Annotated in this window: 22 protein-coding genes and 1 tRNA gene; 16 read left to right on the forward strand and 7 right to left on the reverse strand. The window is 51.7% G+C overall.

Annotated elements, in window-relative coordinates; all coding sequences use genetic code 11:
• Positions 1-27: 27 nt before the first annotated feature.
• Positions 28-103: transfer RNA gene (locus FEK43_RS14625), tRNA-Trp, on the forward strand.
• Positions 104-198: 95 nt separating this feature from the next.
• Here FEK43_RS14625 and hdfR read toward each other — a convergent pair.
• Positions 199-1038: an HTH-type transcriptional regulator HdfR gene (hdfR, locus tag FEK43_RS14630; RefSeq protein ID WP_130209370.1), complete on the reverse strand. Its 840-nt coding sequence runs from the start codon at positions 1036-1038 to the stop codon at positions 199-201.
• A 118-nt stretch (positions 1039-1156) separates the two neighbouring features.
• Here hdfR and maoP point away from each other — a divergent pair, with 118 nt between their 5' ends.
• The gene (maoP, locus tag FEK43_RS14635; protein WP_000841001.1) at positions 1157-1495 is read left to right on the forward strand and encodes a macrodomain Ori organization protein MaoP; all 339 of its coding nucleotides are present in this window, start codon (positions 1157-1159) and stop codon (positions 1493-1495) included.
• Positions 1496-1519: 24 nt separating this feature from the next.
• Here the strand turns inward: maoP and FEK43_RS14640 are convergent, their stop codons facing one another.
• Positions 1520-3040 carry a YifB family Mg chelatase-like AAA ATPase gene (locus FEK43_RS14640; RefSeq protein ID WP_130209372.1) on the reverse strand — a complete coding sequence of 507 codons (1521 nt, stop codon included), beginning with the start codon at positions 3038-3040 and terminating at the stop codon, positions 1520-1522.
• A 351-nt stretch (positions 3041-3391) separates the two neighbouring features.
• Here FEK43_RS14640 and ilvL point away from each other — a divergent pair, with 351 nt between their 5' ends.
• The 7 genes from ilvL to ilvA all read left to right on the forward strand — a co-directional run bounded on the left by ilvL (position 3392) and on the right by ilvA (position 9947).
• The gene (gene ilvL / locus FEK43_RS14645) at positions 3392-3490 is read left to right on the forward strand and encodes an ilv operon leader peptide (protein WP_001311244.1); all 99 of its coding nucleotides are present in this window, start codon (positions 3392-3394) and stop codon (positions 3488-3490) included.
• A gap of 86 nt (positions 3491-3576) precedes the next feature.
• Positions 3577-3627 (forward strand): peptide IlvX, encoded by a 51-nt coding sequence (ilvX, locus tag FEK43_RS14650; protein WP_001387183.1) that lies wholly within the window; start codon positions 3577-3579, stop codon positions 3625-3627.
• Positions 3628-3629: 2 nt separating this feature from the next.
• A complete protein-coding gene (gene ilvG, locus FEK43_RS14655; protein WP_135408328.1) occupies positions 3630-5276 on the forward strand; it encodes an acetolactate synthase 2 catalytic subunit in 1647 nt (548 codons plus the stop codon).
• The gene (gene ilvM, locus FEK43_RS14660) at positions 5273-5536 is read left to right on the forward strand and encodes an acetolactate synthase 2 small subunit (RefSeq protein WP_000983255.1); all 264 of its coding nucleotides are present in this window, start codon (positions 5273-5275) and stop codon (positions 5534-5536) included. The genes ilvG and ilvM overlap by 4 nt, the downstream gene beginning before the upstream one ends.
• Before the next feature lie 19 nt (positions 5537-5555).
• Positions 5556-6485 (forward strand): branched-chain-amino-acid transaminase, encoded by a 930-nt coding sequence (gene ilvE, locus FEK43_RS14665; protein ID WP_000208520.1) that lies wholly within the window; start codon positions 5556-5558, stop codon positions 6483-6485.
• 64 nt (positions 6486-6549) lie between these two features.
• A complete protein-coding gene (gene ilvD, locus FEK43_RS14670; RefSeq protein ID WP_135408330.1) occupies positions 6550-8400 on the forward strand; it encodes a dihydroxy-acid dehydratase in 1851 nt (616 codons plus the stop codon).
• Positions 8401-8402: 2 nt separating this feature from the next.
• Positions 8403-9947, forward strand: a complete 1545-nt coding sequence (gene ilvA, locus FEK43_RS14675; RefSeq protein ID WP_044867235.1) for a threonine ammonia-lyase, biosynthetic — start codon at positions 8403-8405, stop codon at positions 9945-9947.
• A 51-nt stretch (positions 9948-9998) separates the two neighbouring features.
• On the opposite strand, the gene ilvY is transcribed toward ilvA, so the two are convergent.
• The gene (gene ilvY, locus FEK43_RS14680; protein ID WP_135408333.1) at positions 9999-10892 is read right to left on the reverse strand and encodes an HTH-type transcriptional activator IlvY; all 894 of its coding nucleotides are present in this window, start codon (positions 10890-10892) and stop codon (positions 9999-10001) included.
• Positions 10893-11041: 149 nt separating this feature from the next.
• Here ilvY and ilvC point away from each other — a divergent pair, with 149 nt between their 5' ends.
• A complete protein-coding gene (gene ilvC, locus FEK43_RS14685) occupies positions 11042-12517 on the forward strand; it encodes a ketol-acid reductoisomerase (RefSeq protein WP_135408335.1) in 1476 nt (491 codons plus the stop codon).
• Positions 12518-12562: 45 nt separating this feature from the next.
• Here the strand turns inward: ilvC and ppiC are convergent, their stop codons facing one another.
• On the reverse strand, positions 12563-12844 hold the full coding sequence (ppiC, locus tag FEK43_RS14690; protein ID WP_001140258.1) for a peptidylprolyl isomerase PpiC: 282 nt from the start codon (positions 12842-12844) through the stop codon (positions 12563-12565).
• A 152-nt stretch (positions 12845-12996) separates the two neighbouring features.
• Entirely contained in the window at positions 12997-13446 is a 450-nt protein-coding gene (locus tag FEK43_RS14695; RefSeq protein ID WP_000996698.1) for a type II toxin-antitoxin system PemK/MazF family toxin, read from the reverse strand.
• Positions 13447-13663: 217 nt separating this feature from the next.
• Between FEK43_RS14695 and rep the strand changes: the two genes are divergently transcribed.
• A complete protein-coding gene (gene rep / locus FEK43_RS14700) occupies positions 13664-15685 on the forward strand; it encodes a DNA helicase Rep (protein WP_130209382.1) in 2022 nt (673 codons plus the stop codon).
• Positions 15686-15730: 45 nt separating this feature from the next.
• On the opposite strand, the gene gppA is transcribed toward rep, so the two are convergent.
• Both gppA and rhlB read right to left on the reverse strand, forming a co-directional pair.
• A complete protein-coding gene (gene gppA / locus FEK43_RS14705) occupies positions 15731-17215 on the reverse strand; it encodes a guanosine-5'-triphosphate,3'-diphosphate diphosphatase (RefSeq protein ID WP_131162286.1) in 1485 nt (494 codons plus the stop codon).
• 135 nt (positions 17216-17350) lie between these two features.
• Positions 17351-18616, reverse strand: coding sequence for an ATP-dependent RNA helicase RhlB (rhlB, locus tag FEK43_RS14710; protein WP_130209386.1), 1266 nt, complete (start codon positions 18614-18616; stop codon positions 17351-17353).
• 130 nt (positions 18617-18746) lie between these two features.
• On the opposite strand from rhlB, the gene trxA reads away from it, so the two are divergent.
• The 5 genes from trxA to wzzE all read left to right on the forward strand — a co-directional run bounded on the left by trxA (position 18747) and on the right by wzzE (position 23061).
• Entirely contained in the window at positions 18747-19076 is a 330-nt protein-coding gene (trxA, locus tag FEK43_RS14715) for a thioredoxin TrxA (protein ID WP_064530526.1), read from the forward strand.
• Positions 19077-19215: 139 nt separating this feature from the next.
• Positions 19216-19314: a rho operon leader peptide RhoL gene (gene rhoL / locus FEK43_RS14720; RefSeq protein ID WP_032145636.1), complete on the forward strand. Its 99-nt coding sequence runs from the start codon at positions 19216-19218 to the stop codon at positions 19312-19314.
• Between the two features lie 87 nt (positions 19315-19401).
• Positions 19402-20661 carry a transcription termination factor Rho gene (gene rho / locus FEK43_RS14725; RefSeq protein ID WP_001054527.1) on the forward strand — a complete coding sequence of 420 codons (1260 nt, stop codon included), beginning with the start codon at positions 19402-19404 and terminating at the stop codon, positions 20659-20661.
• Between the two features lie 238 nt (positions 20662-20899).
• Complete coding sequence (wecA, locus tag FEK43_RS14730; RefSeq protein ID WP_130209388.1) at positions 20900-22003, forward strand: UDP-N-acetylglucosamine--undecaprenyl-phosphate N-acetylglucosaminephosphotransferase; 1104 nt, start codon at positions 20900-20902, stop codon at positions 22001-22003.
• A gap of 11 nt (positions 22004-22014) precedes the next feature.
• A complete protein-coding gene (gene wzzE / locus FEK43_RS14735) occupies positions 22015-23061 on the forward strand; it encodes an ECA polysaccharide chain length modulation protein (protein ID WP_135408338.1) in 1047 nt (348 codons plus the stop codon).
• Positions 23062-23066 lie beyond the last annotated feature (5 nt).

A 23066-nucleotide genomic window follows, 5' to 3' on the forward strand; every position in this document is an offset into this window, starting at 1 on the left:
AGTCCCGTCCGTTCCGCCACCCTAATTAGGGGCGTAGTTCAATTGGTAGAGCACCGGTCTCCAAAACCGGGTGTTGGGAGTTCGAGTCTCTCCGCCCCTGCCAGAAATCATCCTTAGCGAAAGCTAAGGATTTTTTTTATCTAAAATAACCCTCTCCGAAGTAAATCCTTCCACCGGCGTCCTTGCCAGCCATTCAGATTAATACACTTCATCTAGTACGTTAATTTTCAATAGATCTCGAATCAGCGCGTGTTTGTCGCTATTTTGCAGCCATATGGCATAGAGCGGCCGTGAAAGTGTTGTACTGTCGACAACAGTATGCAAACCGCCTTTTTTGCGCGCCCAACTTACCGGTAGCCAGGTGCAGCCATTAAGCATTTCAATCTGTTGTTGTGCCAGTTCAGCAGAACTGGTTGTCAGGATTGGAACTTCATCAGCACCGATCAAACCTGTCTCATGCTGTTGAAAATCCGGCCCCCATTCCAGACGCAGATAGTTAAGATCACCCTTTAACTTAGAGGGGGCGCTGGCATAGAGCGCTAAAGTGAAATGTCCCAACAACTGGCTACTAAATTCGTCCATTTTGGGCGCTTCAGTGGTAATAAGAAGATCAAGTTGACGTTCATGTAGCTGTTTTACCAGAGACTGTCGTTGGGCAATCCGCGCTTCAAATTGCAGGCCTGTGTGGGCATCCTGATTCTGATACAAGCGCCCCAGCCACTGATTAAGCATACACTCCCACAGCGAGGCGCTGGCACCGATAGAAAACTCATTATGTCGTGAGGTATGCGCCACCTCCTTGCGGGCGGCTTGCCAGGTGCTCATGAGCGTTTCTGCATAAGGCAGAAGCTTTTCTCCGGCAGCGGTTAAACGGATATTGTTTCTATGGCGGGTGAAAAGATTCACACCCAGTTGATTTTCCAGTTGTCTGATTCGAAAGCTCACGGCTGATTGGGTCAGATAGAGCGATTCAGCCGCTCGACCAAAGTGACGCGTTCGGCTAACTTCCAGGAAAGTTTTTAACAATTCCGTATCCACAGTGCTCTCCGCAAAATTATTTGTCGTTATGATTTAAATGTTTTGTTTTACACTCTGTCAAGCGTAACTAATACTCCGCGCCATAACTAGCTCGGTCAAAGAATTAGGAGCGTGCAGGATGGCGGAAAGCTTTACGACGACTAATCGATATTTCGACAATAAACATTATCCACGTGGATTCTCTCGTCATGGTGATTTCACCATCAAAGAGGCACAACTGCTTGAGCGTCATGGTTATGCCTTCAATGAGCTGGATCTCGGCAAGCGCGAGCCGGTTACCGAGGAAGAGAAACTCTTCGTAGCAGTATGCCGTGGCGAACGTGAGCCAGTGACAGAAGCAGAACGCGTGTGGTCCAAGTATATGACGCGTATTAAACGTCCAAAACGTTTTCATACCCTTTCCGGCGGTAAACCGCAGGTCGAAGGTGCTGAAGACTACACCGATTCCGACGATTAATAAAAAGGGCGAAATGCCCTTTTTTTATGTCAGCAGTTTTTGCAAATGGATGAGCAAGCGGTCAATCGCACGATAGCTAACCGCCTCCTGCAAATGCTGGCGTGTGATGATGTCAGACTGATCAATATCAGCAATGGTTCGTGCTACTTTCAGTAATCGCTGCCAGGCACGAATCGATAACCCCAGATGGATCAGCGTTTCTTCCAGCCACTGCGCATCTGCGCTCTCAAGCTTGCAGAATTGCCGTATTTCCGGGCTATCCAGCCAGGCATTCAGTTTATTCTGCCGCTTAAATTGGCGCTCTCTGGCGGCCATTACACGTTGTTTAACGGTGGCGCTGCTTTCTCCTGGCACTACCGCTTTACTCAAAATGCCGGGGGGCGGTAATGGGATCTCCAGTGAAAGGTCAAAGCGGTCAAGAAAGGGACCAGAGAGTCGGTTGAGATAACGTAATGTTTGTTCTGGTGTGCAGCGGTTATGGTTTCCCTGATAATGTCCGGTAGGGCTGGGGTTCATCGCAGCAACAAGCTGGAAACGGGCTGGATAGGTTATTTTTGCTCGCGTGCGTGAAAGATGGATCTGCCCGGATTCAATCGGCTCTCGCAAGGCATCCAGTGTACGCCGTTCAAATTCAGGTAGCTCATCAAGAAAAAGCACGCCGTTATGCGCCAGCGAAATTTCACCTGGACCTGGAATTGCACCACCGCCCACCATCGCAGTTAACGACGCACTGTGATGCGGTGAGCGGAACGGGCGCTGCCGCCATTGTTTTTGCACTGACTCGGCATTCACCAGGCTTAATATTGCGGCACTCTCCAGAGCTTCTTCATTACTTAAATCTGGCAATAAGCCATTAATACGGCTGGCGAGCATTGTTTTACCTGTTCCTGGTGGTCCAATCAGTAAAAGGTTGTGGCCCCCTGCGGCGGTAATTTCCAGCCCTCGCTTTCCTTGCTCCTGACCGACAACATCACTGAGATCATGTTGTAATATCCGGGATACAACATCAGTTGGTGACGGGCGTTCGAGAGCATGCTTACCTTCGAGAAACGCACAGACAGCCTGCAGATGATCGGCTATCAGGCATCCTTCACCGTTAATTAGCCCCACTTCATCTTCGTTATCTTTCGCGACGATAATTTTTCTGCCTGACTTAATGGCTTCAGTTGCACTGGAGATTGCGCCAGGAACGCCGCGCAGAGCGCCTGTAAGCGCCAGTTCCCCGACTAATTCATATTCATGCAACTTATTGGCTGTAAGCTGTTCAGAAGCTGCCAGCAAAGCAATAGCGATAGGTAAATCATATCGCCCTCCTTCTTTCGGCAGGTCGGCTGGTGCAAGGTTAATGGTGATTTTTTTCGCCGGATATTCATATCCGCTATTGATAATGGCGCTGCGCACGCGATCGCGTGCTTCTTTTACCGTTGTTTCTGGTAAGCCCACCATCGTTAATCCTGGTAGACCTTTACTGATATGAACCTCAACAGTGATCGGGGGTGCGTTTACTCCCAGAGCTGCACGAGTATGAACAATTGACAGTGACATAAGCCCTCCTTGAGCCACTATTATGAGCATAAGAGATCGCTGCTGTAGTCTGCCAGATTGCGTTAATTAGCGGCTGATTCCCGTTTATTTATGCAACGTGAACTGAGTTGTATGAGTGATGGAATAACTCTCGCAAAAATGAGAAGTAAAAAAATTAGCCTCTGGGCGAGGGTAAGAAACATACGGAAATTGAATTTTTTTTCACTCACCTTTTTTTATATAAAAAACAATGATTTTTATCGAAATGATTGGGAATACAACAAAACGTGATTAAAAAATATCTTGTGCCATTCGCAAAATCTATGGTAACTCTTTAGGTATTCCTTCGAACAAGATGCAAGAAAAGACAAAATGACAGCCCTTCTACGAGTGATTAGCCTGGTCGTGATTAGCGTGGTGGTGATTATTATCCCACCGTGCGGGGCTGCACTTGGACGAGGAAAGGCTTAGAGATCAAGCCTTAACGAACTAAGACCCCCGCACCGAAAGGTCCGGGGGTTTTTTTTGACCTTAAAAACATAACCGAGGAGCAGACAATGAATAACAGCACAAAATTCTGTTTCTCAAGATTCAGGACGGGGAACTAACTATGAATGGCGCACAGTGGGTGGTACATGCGTTGCGGGCACAGGGTGTGAACACCGTTTTCGGTTATCCGGGTGGCGCAATTATGCCGGTTTACGATGCATTGTATGACGGCGGCGTGGAGCACTTGCTGTGCCGACATGAGCAGGGAGCGGCAATGGCGGCTATCGGCTATGCCCGTGCTACTGGCAAAACTGGCGTATGTATCGCCACGTCTGGTCCGGGCGCAACCAACCTGATAACCGGGCTTGCGGACGCGCTGTTAGATTCCATCCCTGTTGTTGCCATCACCGGTCAGGTGTCTGCACCGTTCATCGGCACCGATGCATTTCAGGAAGTGGATGTACTGGGATTGTCATTAGCCTGTACCAAGCACAGCTTTCTGGTGCAGTCGCTGGAAGAGTTGCCGCGCATCATGGCTGAAGCATTCGACGTTGCCAGCTCAGGTCGTCCAGGTCCAGTTCTGGTCGATATCCCAAAAGATATCCAGTTAGCCAGCGGCGATCTGGAACCGTGGTTCACCACCGTTGAAAACGAAGTGTCTTTTCCCCATGCCGAAGTCGAGCAAGCGCGCCAGATGCTGGCAAAAGCGCAAAAACCGATGCTGTACGTTGGCGGTGGCGTGGGCATGGCGCAGGCTGTTCCCGCTTTGCGTGAATTTCTCTCTGCCACAAAAATGCCTGCCACCTGCACGTTGAAAGGACTGGGCGCAGTTGAAGCAGATTATCCGTACTATCTGGGAATGCTGGGAATGCACGGCACCAAAGCGGCGAACTTCGCGGTGCAGGAATGTGATTTACTGATCGCCGTGGGTGCACGTTTTGATGACCGGGTGACCGGCAAGCTGAACACTTTCGCGCCACACGCCAGCGTTATCCATATGGATATCGACCCGGCAGAAATGAACAAGCTGCGTCAGGCACATGTGGCATTACAGGGTGATTTAAATGCTCTGTTACCAGCATTACAGCACACGTTAAATATCAATGACTGGCAGCAATACTGCGCGCAGCTGCATGATGAACATGCCTGGCGTTACGACCATCCCGGTGATGCTATCTACGCGCCGTTGTTGTTAAAACAACTGTCGGATCGTAAACCTGCGGATTGCGTCGTGACCACAGATGTGGGGCAGCACCAGATGTGGGCTGCGCAGCACATCGCCCATACTCGCCCGGAAAATTTCATCACCTCCAGCGGATTAGGCACTATGGGATTCGGTTTACCGGCAGCGGTTGGCGCGCAAGTCGCACGACCGAACGATACCGTTGTCTGTATCTCCGGTGACGGCTCTTTCATGATGAATGTGCAAGAGCTGGGCACCGTAAAACGCAAGCAGTTACCGTTGAAAATCGTCTTACTCGATAACCAACGGTTAGGGATGGTTCGACAATGGCAGCAACTGTTTTTCCAGGAACGATACAGCGAAACCACCCTTACCGATAACCCCGATTTCCTCATGTTAGCCAGCGCCTTCGGCATCCCTGGCCAACACATCACCCGTAAAGACCAGGTTGAAGCGGCACTCGACACCATGCTGAACAGTGATGGGCCATACCTGCTTCATGTCTCAATCGACGAACTTGAGAACGTCTGGCCGCTGGTGCCGCCTGGTGCCAGTAATTCAGAAATGTTGGAGAAATTATCATGATGCAACATCAGGTCAATGTATCGGCTCGCTTCAATCCGGAAACCTTAGAACGTGTTTTACGCGTGGTGCGTCATCGTGGTTTCCACGTCTGCTCAATGAATATGGCCGCCGCCAGCGATGCACAAAATATAAATATCGAATTGACCGTTGCCAGCCCACGGTCGGTCGACTTACTGTTTAGTCAGTTAAATAAACTGGTGGACGTCGCACACGTTGCCATCTGCCAGAGCACAACCACATCACAACAAATCCGCGCCTGAGCGCAAAAGGAATATAAAAATGACCACGAAGAAAGCTGATTACATTTGGTTCAATGGGGAGATGGTTCGCTGGGAAGACGCGAAGGTGCATGTGATGTCGCACGCGCTGCACTATGGCACCTCGGTTTTTGAAGGCATCCGTTGCTACGACTCGCACAAAGGACCGGTTGTATTCCGCCATCGTGAGCATATGCAGCGTCTGCATGACTCCGCCAAAATCTATCGCTTCCCGGTTTCGCAGAGCATTGATGAGCTGATGGAAGCTTGTCGTGACGTGATCCGCAAAAACAATCTCACCAGCGCCTATATCCGTCCGCTGATCTTCGTCGGTGATGTTGGCATGGGCGTAAACCCGCCTGCGGGATACTCAACCGACGTGATTATCGCCGCTTTCCCGTGGGGAGCGTATCTGGGGGCAGAAGCGCTGGAGCAGGGGATCGATGCGATGGTTTCCTCCTGGAACCGCGCAGCACCAAACACCATCCCAACCGCGGCAAAAGCCGGCGGTAACTACCTCTCTTCCCTGCTGGTGGGTAGCGAAGCGCGCCGCCACGGTTATCAGGAAGGTATCGCGCTGGATGTGAACGGTTACATCTCTGAAGGCGCAGGCGAAAACCTGTTTGAAGTGAAAGACGGTGTGCTGTTCACCCCACCGTTTACCTCTTCCGCGCTGCCGGGTATCACCCGTGACGCCATCATCAAACTGGCGAAAGAGCTGGGAATTGAAGTGCGTGAGCAGGTGCTGTCGCGCGAATCACTGTACCTGGCGGATGAAGTGTTTATGTCCGGTACGGCGGCAGAAATCACGCCAGTGCGCAGCGTAGACGGGATTCAGGTTGGCGAAGGCCGTTGCGGCCCGGTTACCAAACGCATTCAGCAAGCCTTCTTCGGCCTCTTCACTGGCGAAACCGAAGATAAATGGGGCTGGTTGGATCAAGTTAATCAATAAATACAAAAAATGGGACGGCACGCACCGTCCCATTTACGAGACAGACACTGGGAGTAAATAAAGTATGCCTAAGTACCGTTCCGCCACCACCACTCATGGTCGTAATATGGCGGGTGCTCGTGCGCTGTGGCGCGCCACCGGAATGACCGATGCCGATTTCGGTAAGCCGATTATCGCGGTTGTGAACTCGTTCACCCAATTTGTACCGGGTCACGTCCATCTGCGCGATCTCGGTAAACTGGTCGCCGAACAAATTGAAGCGACTGGCGGTGTTGCCAAAGAGTTCAACACCATTGCGGTGGATGATGGGATTGCCATGGGCCACGGGGGGATGCTTTATTCACTGCCATCTCGCGAACTGATCGCTGATTCCGTTGAGTATATGGTCAACGCCCATTGCGCCGACGCCATGGTCTGCATATCTAACTGCGACAAAATCACCCCGGGGATGCTGATGGCTTCCCTGCGATTAAACATTCCGGTGATCTTCGTTTCCGGCGGCCCGATGGAGGCCGGGAAAACCAAACTTTCCGATCAGATAATCAAACTCGATCTTGTTGATGCGATGATCCAGGGTGCAGACCCGAAAGTATCTGACTCCCAGAGCGATCAGGTTGAACGTTCCGCTTGCCCAACCTGCGGTTCCTGCTCCGGGATGTTCACCGCTAACTCGATGAATTGCCTGACCGAAGCGCTGGGCCTGTCGCAGCCGGGTAATGGCTCGCTGCTGGCAACTCACGCCGACCGTAAGCAGCTGTTCCTCAATGCAGGTAAACGCATTGTTGAATTGACCAAACGTTACTACGAGCAAAACGACGAAAGTGCACTGCCGCGTAATATCGCCAGTAAGGCGGCGTTTGAAAACGCCATGACGCTGGATATCGCAATGGGCGGTTCTACCAACACGGTACTTCACCTGCTGGCGGCGGCGCAGGAAGCGGAAATCGACTTCACCATGAGTGATATCGATAAACTTTCCCGAAAGGTTCCGCAGCTGTGTAAAGTTGCGCCGAGCACCCAGAAATACCATATGGAAGATGTTCACCGGGCTGGTGGTGTTATCGGTATTCTCGGTGAACTGGATCGCGCGGGATTACTGAACCATGATGTAAAAAACGTACTTGGCCTGACGTTGCCGCAAACGCTGGAACAATACGACGTTATGCTGACCCAGGATGACGCGGTAAAAAATATGTTCCGCGCAGGCCCTGCTGGCATTCGTACTACACAGGCATTCTCGCAGGATTGCCGTTGGGATTCTCTCGATGACGATCGCGCAAACGGCTGTATCCGCTCGCTGGAACACGCCTACAGCAAAGACGGTGGTCTGGCGGTGCTCTACGGTAATTTCGCAGAAAACGGCTGCATCGTTAAAACTGCGGGCGTCGATGACAGCATCCTCAAATTCACCGGCCCGGCGAAAGTGTACGAAAGCCAGGACGATGCGGTAGAAGCTATCCTCGGCGGTAAAGTCGTCGCGGGTGATGTCGTGGTGATCCGCTACGAAGGTCCGAAAGGCGGCCCTGGCATGCAGGAAATGCTCTATCCGACCACCTTCCTGAAATCGATGGGCCTCGGCAAAGCCTGCGCGCTGATCACCGATGGCCGTTTCTCCGGCGGGACTTCCGGCCTCTCCATCGGCCACGTTTCACCGGAAGCGGCAAGCGGGGGCAATATCGCGATCATTGAAGATGGCGACCTGATCGAAATCGACATTCCGAATCGCGGCATTCAGTTGCAACTGAGCGACCAGGAAATTGCCGCGCGTCGTGAAGCGCAGGAAGCCCGTGGCGACCAGGCCTGGACACCGAAAAACCGTGAACGCCAGGTTTCCTTTGCCCTGCGCGCCTACGCCAGCCTGGCAACCAGCGCCGACAAAGGTGCGGTGCGCGATAAATCGAAACTGGGGGGTTAATGATGGCTGACTCACAACCTCTCTCCGGTGCTCCGGAAGGTGCCGAATATTTAAGAGCGGTGCTACGCGCACCGGTTTACGAAGCGGCGCAGGTCACGCCGCTACAAAAAATGGAAAAACTGTCGTCGCGTCTTGATAACGTGATTCTGGTGAAGCGCGAAGACCGCCAGCCAGTGCACAGCTTCAAGCTGCGCGGCGCATACGCCATGATGGCGGGCCTGACGGAAGAACAGAAAGCGCATGGCGTGATCACCGCCTCGGCGGGTAACCACGCGCAGGGCGTGGCGTTTTCTTCCGCACGGTTAGGCGTGAAGGCGCTGATCGTCATGCCAACCGCCACCGCTGACATCAAAGTTGATGCGGTGCGCGGCTTCGGTGGCGAAGTGCTGCTTCACGGCGCAAACTTCGATGAAGCGAAAGCCAAAGCAATTGAACTGTCGCAGCAGCAGGGCTTCACCTGGGTACCGCCGTTCGATCATCCGATGGTGATCGCCGGGCAAGGCACGCTGGCGCTGGAACTGCTCCAGCAGGATGCCCATCTTGATCGCGTATTTGTACCGGTCGGCGGCGGCGGCCTGGCGGCGGGTGTGGCAGTGCTGATCAAACAGCTGATGCCGCAAATCAAAGTGATCGCCGTAGAAGCGGAAGACTCCGCCTGCCTGAAAGCGGCGCTGGATGCAGGTCATCCCGTTGATTTGCCGCGCGTAGGGCTATTTGCTGAAGGCGTTGCGGTAAAACGCATCGGCGACGAAACCTTCCGTTTATGCCAGGAGTATCTCGACGACATCATCACCGTCGACAGCGATGCTATCTGTGCGGCGATGAAAGACCTGTTCGAAGATGTGCGCGCGGTGGCGGAGCCGTCTGGCGCGCTGGCGCTGGCGGGAATGAAAAAATACATCGCCCAGCACAACATTCGCGGAGAACGACTGGCGCATGTACTTTCGGGGGCAAACGTCAATTTCCACGGCCTACGCTACGTCTCGGAACGCTGCGAATTGGGCGAACAGCGTGAAGCGTTGCTGGCGGTGACTATCCCGGAAGAAAAAGGCAGTTTCCTCAAATTCTGCCAGCTGCTTGGCGGGCGCTCGGTCACCGAGTTCAACTACCGTTTTGCTGATGCCAAAAACGCCTGCATCTTTGTCGGCGTGCGCTTAAGCCGCGGCCTCGAAGAGCGCAAAGAAATTTTGCAGATGCTCAACGATGGCGGCTACAGCGTGGTTGATCTCTCCGACGACGAAATGGCGAAGCTTCACGTGCGCTATATGGTTGGCGGGCGTCCATCGCATCCGTTGCAGGAACGCCTCTACAGCTTCGAATTCCCGGAATCACCGGGCGCGCTGCTGCGTTTCCTCAACACGCTGGGTACGCACTGGAACATTTCGTTGTTCCATTATCGCAGTCATGGTACTGACTACGGACGCGTGCTGGCGGCGTTTGAGCTTGGCGACCATGAACCGGATTTTGAAACCCGGCTAAATGAGCTGGGCTACGATTGCCACGACGAAACCAATAACCCGGCGTTCAGGTTCTTTTTGGCGGGTTAGGGAAAAATGCCTGATGGCGCTTCGCTTATCAGGTCTACCCACGCGACAACGTTATTTGTGGTTTGGCAAAATCTTCCAGAACGCTTCAATCAGCGGCTCATGCAGCCGCTTTTTCTGCGCACACACACCCAGTTCAAACGGCGTTTTCTCATCGCTGCGCTCTAAAATCATTACGCGGTTACGCACCGGTTCCGGGCTGTTTTCCAGCACCACTTCCGGCAACAAGGCCACGCCGCAGCCGAGCGCCACCATCGATACCATCGCTTCATGTCCGCCAACCGTGGCGTAAATCATCGGGTTGCTGATTTTATTGCGTCGAAACCACAGTTCAATGCGGCGGCGTACCGGTCCCTGGTCGGCCATGATAAACGGCACTGTAGACCAGTCCGGCTTCTCTACCGAAACCTGATTACGCACCGGGCACGGTAGGGCAGGCGCGATCAGCACCACCGTCAGATTCTCCAGCATCGAAAACGCCACTGCGCCGGGCAAGGTTTCCGGTTTACCAGCAATTGCCAGATCCGCTTCGCCAGTGACCACCTTTTCCATCGCATCTGCCGCATCACCAGTAGTGAGTTTAATCTCCACTGACGGATGTTCCGCGCGGAAGCGGTCGAGAATCGGTGGAAGATGGCTGTAAGCGGCGGTCACCGAGCAGAAGATATGTAATTCTCCTGAGAGCGACGGCCCTTGCTGATCGATGGTGTGGCGCAGTTGCTGATACTGCAACAGCGTTTGCTGGGCGAAAACACGCAGCTCTTCCCCCGCTTCCGTCAGCGTTACCGTGCGGTTATCGCGCACAAACAGCGGCTGACCGAGATCTTCTTCCAGGCGCTGAATCTGCCGTGAGAGCGTGGATGGGCTTACGTGTATCGCCCGCGCGCTGCGGCCAAAATGGCGGCTTTCCGCCAGATGCAGGAAGGTTTTCAGATCGCGTAAATCCAATGGCGCAGCCCTCAATGTTGACGTTGCAAAAATTGCAATGTGACGTTGTGAATATATCAATTTCCGCAATAAATTTCCTGTCATATAGTGAATTCAATCTCGCAAACGCGAACCGAACAATAAGAAGCACAACATCACGAGGAATCTCCATGGCTAACTACTTCAATACACTGAATCTGCGCCAGCAGCTGGCACAGCTGGGCAAATGTCGCTTTATGGGGCGCGATGAATTCGCCGATGGCGCGAGCTACCTTCAGAGTAAAAAAGTAGTCATCGTCGGCTGTGGCGCACAGGGTCTGAACCAGGGCCTGAACATGCGTGATTCTGGTCTGGATATTTCTTACGCTCTGCGTAAAGAAGCGATTGCCGAGAAGCGCTCATCCTGGCGTAAAGCGACCGAAAATGGTTTTAAAGTTGGTACTTACGAAGAACTGATCCCGCAGGCGGATCTGGTGGTTAACCTGACGCCGGATAAGCAGCATTCCGACGTTGTGCGTTCCGTACAGCCGTTGATGAAAGATGGCGCGGCGCTGGGTTACTCGCACGGTTTCAACATCGTGGAAGTAGGCGAGCAGATCCGTAAAGACATCACCGTAGTAATGGTTGCGCCGAAATGCCCTGGCACCGAAGTGCGTGAAGAGTACAAACGTGGATTCGGCGTACCGACGCTGATTGCCGTTCATCCGGAAAACGATCCGAAAGGCGAAGGTATGGCGATTGCCAAAGCGTGGGCGGCAGCAACCGGTGGTCACCGTGCGGGCGTGCTGGAATCGTCCTTCGTTGCAGAAGTGAAATCTGACCTGATGGGCGAGCAAACTATTCTGTGCGGTATGTTGCAGGCTGGCTCTCTGCTGTGCTTCGACAAGCTGGTGGAAGAAGGCACCGATCCGGCATACGCAGAAAAACTGATTCAGTTCGGTTGGGAAACCATCACCGAAGCGCTGAAACAGGGCGGCATCACGCTGATGATGGACCGTCTCTCTAACCCGGCGAAACTGCGTGCTTACGCGCTGTCAGAACAACTGAAAGAGATCATGGCACCGCTGTTCCAGAAACATATGGACGACATCATCTCCGGCGAATTCTCCTCCGGCATGATGGCGGACTGGGCCAACGACGATAAGAAACTGCTGACCTGGCGTGAAGAAACCGGCAAAACCGCGTTCGAAACCGCGCCGCAGTATGAAGGCAAAATCGGCGAGCAGGAGTACTTCGATAAGGGCGTACTGATGATCGCGATGGTGAAAGCGGGTGTTGAACTGGCGTTCGAAACCATGGTCGATTCCGGCATCATTGAAGAGTCTGCTTACTATGAATCACTGCATGAACTGCCGCTGATTGCCAACACCATCGCCCGTAAGCGTCTGTACGAAATGAACGTGGTTATCTCTGATACCGCCGAGTACGGTAACTATCTGTTCTCTTACGCTTGTGTGCCGCTGCTGAAACCGTTTATGGCAGAGCTGCAACCGGGCGACCTGGGTAAAGCTATTCCGGAAGGTGCGGTAGATAACGCGCAGTTGCGTGATGTGAACGAAGCGATTCGCAGCCATGCGATTGAGCAGGTAGGTAAGAAACTGCGCGGCTATATGACGGATATGAAACGTATTGCTGTTGCAGGTTAAGTGCGATTCAGAGTTCAAGGCCTTCTCCCGGAGAAGGCCTTGCTGTTAGTTACGGTAAAGCACCTTAATGATGTGATACCCGAACTGGGTATGCAGCGGACCGGTTGGCTCCAGTACCGGACAAGAGAAAACCACTTTATCGAACGCCGGAACCATCTGGCCCTGGCGGAATTCACCTAAATCACCACCGCGTTTACCTGACGGGCAAATGGAGTGTTTCTTCGCCAGCTTGCCGAAATCGGCACCGTTCTTAATCTGCTCGAGAAGTTCCAGAGCCAGTTTCTCTTCTTTTACAAGGATATGCAGTGCTGCTGCTGTTTTTGCCATGATCGTGCCTTGAATTAAAAATTGTCAGTCAGGGAGGGGGGGACATATATGGCAAAAGCCCGGAAAATCCGGGCTTCGCAGGTCCCTCAAGGGGAGAAAACTTAGGGCCTCTATGGGCTACAGAGTCATTATCGGGGATGGTGATTTTATTGTCAATTTATGAGCGATATGGCATTGATTGACTTGATGACTGCCCTCTGTATGTCTGCAACCAACTCATGTGGCAAACATTGATTAAGATACCCCCGATAAGTCCTTGCTCTGTTTAATCGGTTTCGACTGACTTGTTGTACCAGGTCGGCTTTAGCCCAACGTATCTGCTGATCAAAGAATTGCAGGTCATTGATAACATTACTGGCTATTTCAACATGCATTCCACGATTTAACTTGTCATGGTCGCGAGTGGTTGATAATGGAACGACGATACATGCGTTGCCATTAATTTTTCCGTTGAGCACGACAACCAACCTATTTTTTATCATCTCAGGTGGAATGCGGCCATCGTAATACGTCGTGCTGAACTGTCCATTCTGGCTAACAGGATAGTTACCAAAGTTGCATTCCAGTATTTCACCAACCTTGGGGCTGAAATTAATCGCCACGAGTAAACCTCTCCTTAGTAAACTCTGAAAAAGTAATAACACAACGTTACGACCCGATATTTTCTAAGTCTAATGGATTCATGATGAACTCCGGTTTCGGCCTTCCCTCTCTGATTTAAACATCCGCAGCCATCCGGTTAGCGGTTTTCACTCGGTCACATTCAAATGCGATTCTGCTACAATCCTCCCCCCCGTTCGAAGATTGAGCAATATACCTATGCGTCTAAACCCCGGCCAACAACAAGCTGTCGAATTCGTTACCGGCCCCTGCCTGGTGCTGGCGGGTGCGGGTTCCGGTAAAACTCGTGTTATCACCAATAAAATCGCCCATCTGATCCGCGGTTGCGGTTATCAGGCGCGACATATCGCGGCGGTGACCTTTACCAATAAGGCGGCGCGCGAGATGAAAGAGCGTGTCGGGCAGACGCTGGGGCGTAAAGAGGCGCGCGGGCTGATGATCTCCACCTTCCACACGCTGGGGCTGGATATCATCAAACGCGAGTATGCAGCATTGGGGATGAAGGCAAACTTCTCGTTGTTTGACGATACCGATCAGCTTGCTTTGCTTAAAGAGTTGACCGAAGGGCTGATCGAAGATGACAAAGTTCTCTTGCAACAGCTAATTTCGACCATCTCCAATTGGAAAAACGATCTAAAAACACCGACGCAGGCGGCGGCAGAGGCAAAGGGCGAGCGGGATCGAATTTTTGCCCATTGTTATGGACTGTATGATGCGCACCTGAAAGCGTGCAATGTTCTCGACTTCGACGATCTGATTTTATTGCCGACGTTACTTCTGCAACGCAATGAAGAAGTACGCGAGCGCTGGCAGAACAAAATTCGCTACCTGCTGGTGGATGAGTATCAGGACACCAACACCAGCCAGTATGAACTGGTGAAACTGCTGGTGGGCAGCCGCGCGCGCTTTACCGTGGTGGGTGACGATGACCAGTCGATCTACTCCTGGCGCGGCGCACGTCCGCAAAACCTGGTGCTGCTGAGTCAGGATTTCCCGGCGTTGAAGGTGATTAAACTCGAGCAGAACTACCGCTCTTCCGGGCGTATTCTGAAAGCGGCGAATATTCTGATCGCCAATAACCCGCACGTCTTTGAAAAGCGTCTGTTCTCCGAACTGGGCTACGGCGCGGAACTAAAAGTTTTAAGCGCGAATAACGAGGAACATGAAGCAGAGCGCGTCACGGGGGAGTTGATTGCACATCACTTCGTCAATAAAACGCAGTACAAAGATTACGCTATTCTTTATCGCGGTAACCATCAGTCGCGGGTGTTTGAAAAATTCCTGATGCAAAACCGCATCCCGTACAAAATATCCGGTGGTACGTCGTTTTTCTCTCGTCCTGAAATCAAGGATTTGCTGGCTTATCTGCGCGTGCTGACTAACCCGGACGATGACAGCGCATTTCTGCGTATCGTTAACACGCCGAAGCGAGAGATTGGCCCGGCTACGCTGAAAAAACTGGGTGAGTGGGCGATGACGCGCAATAAAAGCATGTTTACCGCCAGCTTTGATATGGGCCTGAGTCAGACGCTTAGCGGACGTGGTTATGAAGCATTGACCCGCTTCACTCACTGGTTGGCAGAAATCCAGCGTCTGGCGGAGCGGGAGCCGATTGCCGCGGTGCGTGATCTGATCCACGGCATGGATTATGAATCCTGGCTGTATGAAACATCGCCCAGTCCGAAAGCTGCCGAAATGCGAATGAAGAACGTTAACCAGTTATTTAGCTGGATGACGGAGATGCTGGAAGGCAGCGAACTGGATGAGCCGATGACGTTAACCCAAGTGGTGACGCGCTTTACTCTGCGCGACATGATGGAGCGGGGGGAAAGCGAGGAAGAACTGGATCAGGTGCAACTGATGACTCTGCACGCGTCGAAAGGGCTGGAGTTTCCCTATGTCTACATGGTCGGTATGGAAGAAGGATTTTTGCCGCACCAGAGCAGCATCGATGAAGACAATATCGATGAGGAGCGGCGGCTGGCTTATGTCGGCATCACCCGCGCCCAGAAGGAATTAACCTTTACGCTGTGTAAAGAACGCCGTCAGTACGGCGAACTGGTGCGCCCGGAGCCAAGCCGCTTCCTGCTGGAGCTGCCGCAGGATGATCTGATTTGGGAACAAGAGCGTAAAGTGGTCAGCGCTGAAGAACGGATGCAGAAAGGGCAAAGCCATCTGGCAAATCTGAAAGCGATGATGGCGGCAAAACGAGGAAAATAATCAAGGCCGGATAAGAAGCGAGCATCGCATCCAGCACCTTGCACGTTAATGCACTTCCAGCGGCCAGTGGACATAGCTCTGCCACTGGCTTTCCTGATCGATAACCTCTGTACCCAGCGGATGCTGGGTCAGCCAACCTTGTGGCAGCGTTAAGGTCAACTGCTCATGATCGGCCTGTAATTTAATATCTGGTACTAAATCATCACGACGACGGCTGGCAAAAATGATGGCGAGGCGCAGTAAACGACAGAGTTGTTCTGCGACGCGCGGCGGTACGGCATTTTGCTGATGCAGCGATGAGAGATCGACCGGATTCGTCTGGTTGAGTAATAACGTCGCCAGCAGCTTTTTCTGCGCGGGGGTAAAACCGGGAAGATCCAGGTTACGCACCAGATAAGCGGCATGTTGCGGCGCTTGTTTGAAATCAACGCTAAGGCCAATTTCATGAAGCTGACAGGCGCTGACCAGTAAATCGCGGCTAATCGCTTCAAGATGCCAGATATTTTCGACCTGATCGAACAAGTTAGCGGCGAGTTTAGCCACACGCTGTGCTTGATCGGTATCAATCATAAAGCGACGTTGAATATTACGCAGTGTTCGGCTGCGAATATCCTGCTCGACCGCCAGATGTAACATGCCGTAAACCAGGCCTTCACGCAGTGCGCCGCCGGCCAGCGTCATACACTGGATATTCAGCTCGGTAAAAATGGCTATCAGGATCGCCAGACCACTTGGGAATACTAACGCGCGTTCCAGCGTCAGCCCTTCGATTTCCAACTCTTCCAGCCTGCCACAGTGAATAGCGCGCTGTTTCAGTTGCTGCAATTTCGCCAGGGTAATGCGTTCATCCATACCCTGCGCCATCATGATTTCCTGCAAAGCCTGCACGGTGCCGGAAGCACCAACGCACACCTTCCAGCCGTGATAGCGCAATTCATCGGCAACTGGACGTAGCACTTCGCGCGCGGCTTGTTCGGCTGCGACAAAGTTTTCTTGCCCCAGATTACGATCGGCAAAATAGCGCTCAAGCCAGGTAACGCAGCCCATAGACAGGCTGAACAAGGACGTCGTTTGTGCGCCGGTGCCGGTTACCAGTTCAGTACTGGCGCCGCCGATATCTACCACCAGGCGCTGATCGGCACCGCCAGTGGTGTGAGCAACGCCCTGATAAATCAGGCGTGCTTCCTCTTCACCGCTAATGACCTGTACCGGACAGCCAAGGATTTCCTGCGCTTTAGCGATGAAATCACCAGCATTGACGGCAAGACGTAACGTCGCCGTGGCGACAACGCGAATTTGCGAGGGAGGGATATCTTGCAAACGTTCAGCAAACAGACGCAGGCATTGCCAGCCGCGCTCCATTGCTTCATTAGACAGGGCATTTTCGCTGTTCAGGCCAGCAGCCAGACGCACTTTGCGTTTAATTCGCGTCAGCGTCTGGATACTGCCAGCCACCTCGCGCACAACCAGCATATGAAAACTATTCGAACCGAGATCAATAGCGGCATAAAGCGACGAGGTGGAACCCATACTCTTCATCCTTCAATCTGTCTCTGCGTTGGCTGCGTTCTTTCACCCAAATCACTTACTACAATAAGCTCGTCGGGATTCATTCTCTTGCCATCTTGATACAGTTTGAATGATTTTGAGTATGACATTTTTTATTTAACCTGAACGACGACGATTACGCGGAGCGCCAGTACGACGCGGACCATTGCCTGTACGCGGGCGCGTGAGGCGCAGCGGTTTTGGCAGATCGGTCATCAATGCGTCCGGATTGTATTTGCTTACCGGAATTGAGTGACCAATATAGGTCTCAATAGCAGGCAAATTCAATGCATACTCTTCACATGCCAGGCTGATGGAATGACCACTTGCGCCAGCGCGACCTGTACGACCAATACGGTGAACGTAATCTTCACAGTCATCGGGTAAATCGTAGTTAAAGACGTGCGTCACAGCCGGGATATGCAGGCCACGCGCGGCAACATCGGTGGCAACCAGAATATCCAAATCACCACGGGTAAATTCATCAAGAATACGCAGACGTTTTTTCTGCGCTACATCACCCGTTAACAGGCCAACACGATGACCATCTGCCGCCAGGTGACCCCAGATCTCTTCACAACGATGTTTGGTGTTGGCGAAAATAATCGCTCTGTCTGGCCACTCTTCTTCGATCAGCGTTTGTAATAAACGCATCTTTTCTTCGTTAGAAGGGTAGAAAAGTTCTTCTTTAATGCGGTGGCCCGTTTTCTGTTCCGGTTCCACTTCAATATATTCGGCATTGTTCATCTGCTCGAACGCCAGTTCACGTACCCGGTACGAAAGCGTGGCGGAGAACAGCATGTTGAGACGCTGGTTTGCAGGCGGCATACGGCGGAACAGCCAGCGGATATCTTTAATAAAGCCCAGATCGTACATACGATCGGCTTCGTCCAGCACCACTACCTGAATGGCGCCGAGGTTGATGTGGTTCTGTTTGGCGTAGTCGATCAAACGACCCGTAGTGCCAATCAAAATGTCAACGCCGCTTTCCAGCACTTTCAGCTGTTTGTCGTAGCCGTCGCCACCGTAAGCCAGACCCAATTTCAGGCCAGTAGCTTGCGCCAGTGGCTCCGCATCGGCGTGGATCTGCACGGCAAGTTCACGCGTCGGTGCCATAATTAAGGCACGCGGTTGATTCACCTTGCGATCGGCAATCGCAGGATGAGAGAGAAGATAATGAAACGTTGACGTAAGAAACGCCATCGTTTTTCCGGTACCGGTTTGCGCCTGCCCGGCTACGTCACGACCCACCAGCGTTAGCGGAAGGGCCAGTGCCTGAATGGGCGTACAGTTATGAAACCCTTTTTTTTCAAGGGCCTCTACAACTTTCGGATGCAGGGCGAAGTCGGAAAACTTCTGTTCTGTTAAATGTGTTTTGCTCATAGTGTGGTAGAATATCAGCTTACTATTGCTTTACGAAAGCGTATCCGGTGAAATAAAGTCAACCTTTAGTTGGTTAATGTTACACCAACAACGAAACCAACACGCCAGGCTTATTCCTGTGGAGTTATATATGAGCGATAAAATTATTCACCTGACTGACGACAGTTTTGACACGGATGTACTCAAAGCGGACGGGGCGATCCTCGTTGATTTCTGGGCAGAGTGGTGCGGTCCGTGCAAAATGATCGCCCCGATTCTGGATGAAATCGCTGACGAATATCAGGGCAAACTGACTGTTGCAAAACTGAACATCGATCAAAACCCTGGCACTGCGCCGAAATATGGCATCCGTGGTATCCCGACTCTGCTGCTGTTCAAAAACGGCGAATTGGCCGCAACCAAAGTGGGCGCACTGTCTAAAGGTCAGTTGAAAGAGTTCCTCGACGCTAACCTGGCGTAAGGGAATTTCATGTTCGGGTGCCCCGTCGCTAAAAACTGGACGCCCGGCGTGAGTCATGCTAACTTAATGTTGACTTCGTATTAAACATACCTTATTAAGTTTGAATCTTGTAATATCCAACGCTTCCTGTTTTTCTTAAATGCGAAGTGAACAGATTTCTGGCTCGTCACTCAATCCGTCTTGTCGTTTCAGTTCTGCGTACTCTCCTGTGACCAGACAGCGAAAAGACATGAGTTGATGACCGTAAACAGGCATGGATGATCCTGCCATACCATTCACAACATTAAGTTCGAGATTTACCCCAAGTTTAAGAACTCACACCACTATGAATCTTACCGAATTAAAGAATACGCCGGTTTCTGAGCTGATCACTCTCGGCGAAAATATGGGGCTGGAAAACCTGGCTCGTATGCGTAAGCAGGACATTATTTTTGCCATCCTGAAGCAGCACGCAAAGAGTGGCGAAGATATCTTTGGTGATGGCGTACTGGAGATATTGCAGGATGGATTTGGTTTCCTCCGTTCCGCAGACAGCTCCTACCTCGCCGGCCCTGATGACATCTACGTTTCTCCTAGCCAAATCCGCCGTTTCAACCTCCGCACTGGTGATACCATCTCTGGTAAGATTCGCCCGCCGAAAGAAGGTGAACGCTATTTTGCGCTGCTGAAGGTTAACGAAGTTAACTTCGACAAACCAGAAAACGCCCGTAACAAAATCCTCTTTGAGAACTTAACGCCGCTGCACGCAAACTCTCGTCTGCGTATGGAGCGTGGTAACGGTTCTACCGAAGATTTAACCGCACGCGTACTGGATCTGGCATCGCCTATCGGTCGTGGGCAACGTGGTCTGATTGTGGCACCGCCAAAAGCGGGTAAAACCATGCTGCTGCAGAACATTGCTCAGAGCATCGCTTACAATCATCCAGACTGCGTACTGATGGTTCTGCTGATTGACGAACGCCCGGAAGAAGTGACCGAGATGCAGCGTCTGGTTAAAGGTGAAGTTGTTGCTTCTACCTTCGACGAACCAGCATCTCGCCACGTTCAGGTTGCGGAAATGGTGATCGAGAAGGCAAAACGCCTGGTTGAGCATAAGAAAGACGTTATTATTCTGCTCGACTCCATCACTCGTCTGGCTCGTGCCTACAACACCGTCGTACCGGCATCCGGTAAAGTGTTGACCGGTGGTGTGGACGCCAACGCCCTGCATCGTCCGAAACGCTTCTTCGGTGCAGCACGTAATGTGGAAGAGGGCGGCAGCCTGACCATCATTGCAACGGCGCTAATCGATACCGGCTCCAAAATGGACGAAGTTATCTACGAAGAGTTTAAAGGTACAGGTAACATGGAACTACATCTCTCTCGTAAGATCGCTGAAAAACGCGTCTTCCCGGCAATCGACTACAACCGTTCTGGTACTCGTAAAGAAGAGTTGCTTACCACTCAGGAAGAGCTGCAGAAAATGTGGATCCTGCGCAAAATCATTCACCCGATGGGCGAAATCGACGCAATGGAATTCCTCATTAATAAGCTTGCGATGACCAAGACCAATGATGATTTCTTCGAGATGATGAAACGCTCATAAGTTAGTGTTACAGCAAAACGCCACGTGTTTACGTGGCGTTTTGCTTTTATATCTGTAATCTTAGCGGTATACCTGTGATGGTGTGAAAATTCCTGGTTTTTGCGGGTGTTTTATGCGATTTACATATCAATTGGTTGATTTTTGCTCATTTCTGAGAGATTCAGAAAGTAGTTTCCCTTCTGAATAAAGGTCTTCGTGGGTATACTTCAGCTAATAATTTTCTCTGAGAGCATGCATTGTGAATTTACTGACAGTGAGTACTGATCTCATCAGTATTTTTTTATTCACGACACTGTTTCTGTTTTTTGCCCGCAAGGTGGCAAAAAAAGTCGGTTTAGTGGATAAACCTAACTTCCGCAAACGTCACCAGGGATTGATACCGCTCGTTGGGGGGATTTCGGTTTACGCAGGGATTTGCTTCACGTTCGGAATCGTCGATTACTATATTCCACATGCAGCTCTCTATCTCGTTTGTGCCGGTGTGCTTGTGTTCATTGGCGCGCTGGATGATCGTTTTGATATCAGCGTAAAAATCCGTGCCACCATACAGGCAGCTGTTGGCATTGTTATGATGGTGTTCGGCAAACTTTATCTCAGTAGTTTGGGTTATATCTTTGGCTCCTGGGAGATGGTGCTCGGACCGTTTGGTTACTTCCTGACGCTGTTTGCTGTCTGGGCGGCGATTAATGCCTTCAACATGGTCGATGGTATTGATGGCTTGCTGGGCGGGTTGTCCTGTGTCTCGTTTGCGGCAATCGGTATGATTTTGTGGTTCGACGGGCAAACCAGCCTCGCTATCTGGTGCTTTGCCATGATCGCCGCCATCCTGCCTTATATCATGCTCAACCTTGGTATTCTGGGGCGTCGCTACAAAGTCTTTATGGGCGATGCGGGGAGTACGCTGATTGGTTTTACTGTTATCTGGATCCTGTTGGAAACTACCCAGGGTGCCACACATCCAATCAGCCCGGTTACCGCCTTATGGATCATTGCTATCCCGCTGATGGACATGGTGGCGATTATGTATCGTCGTCTGCGTAAAGGCATGAGTCCATTCTCACCTGACCGTCAGCATATTCACCATTTGATCATGCGTGCCGGGTTTACTTCCCGCCAGGCATTTGTGCTGATTACCCTTGCTGCAGCGCTACTCGCTTCTATTGGCGTACTGGCAGAATATTCTCATTTTGTCCCGGAATGGGTCATGCTGGTGCTCTTTTTGCTAGCATTCTTCCTCTATGGATATTGCATTAAGCGTGCCTGGAAAGTTGCTCGCTTTATTAAGCGCGTAAAACGCAGACTGCGTAGAAATCGTGGTGGCAGCCCCAATTTAACCAAATAAATGAGGATGTGATGACACAACCAATACCTGGGAAACCGGCCGAAGACGCTGAAAATGAACTGGATATTCGTGGGTTGTTTCGTACCTTGTGGGCTGGGAAGCTGTGGATTATTGGCATGGGGCTGGCGTTTGCCTTAATCGCGTTGGCGTATACTTTTTTTGCGCGTCAGGAGTGGAGTGCGACGGCGATTACCGATCGTCCAACCGTGAATATGCTGGGCGGGTACTACTCGCAGCAGCAATTTTTGCGTAACCTGGATGTTCGTTCAAATATGGCCCCTGCCGACCAACCATCGGTTATGGATGAAGCCTATAAAGAGTTTGTTATGCAACTGGCATCGTGGGATACCCGCCGCGATTTCTGGTTGCAGACTGACTATTACAAACAGCGGATGGTCGGTAACAGTAAAGCCGATGCGGCTCTGCTGGATGAAATGATCAGCAACATCCTGTTTATTCCTGGTGATTTCGCCCGCTCGGTCAATGACAGCGTTAAACTGGTTGCCGAAACCGCCCCCGATGCTAATAACCTGCTTCGTCAATATGTTGCTTTTGCCAGCCAGCGTGCAGCCAGTCATCTGAATGATGAGCTGAAAGGCGCATGGGCGGCGCGTACTATTCAGATGAAAGCTCAGGTGAAGCGTCAGGAAGAAGTGGCTAAGTCCATCTACGACCGCCGGATGAACAGTATTGAACAGGCACTTAAAATCGCCGAGCAACACAATATTTCTCGCAGTGCGACAGACGTGCCAGCCGAGGAATTACCTGATTCAGAAATGTTCCTGTTGGGGCGTCCGATGCTTCAGGCGCGACTGGAAAATTTACAGGCTGTCGGCCCAGCCTTTGATCTCGACTATGATCAGAATCGGGCCATGTTAAATACCCTTAATGTTGGTCCAACCCTGGATCCGCGTTTTCAGACCTATCGCTATTTGCGTACACCGGAAGAACCGGTAAAACGCGATAGCCCACGTCGTGCCTTCCTGATGATTATGTGGGGCATTGTCGGGGGGCTGATCGGGGCTGGTGTCGCATTAACCCGCCGTTGCTCGAAATAGCAACA

It is taken from the genome of Escherichia sp. E2562 (assembly GCF_005781075.1).
Lineage (GTDB): Bacteria > Pseudomonadota > Gammaproteobacteria > Enterobacterales > Enterobacteriaceae > Escherichia.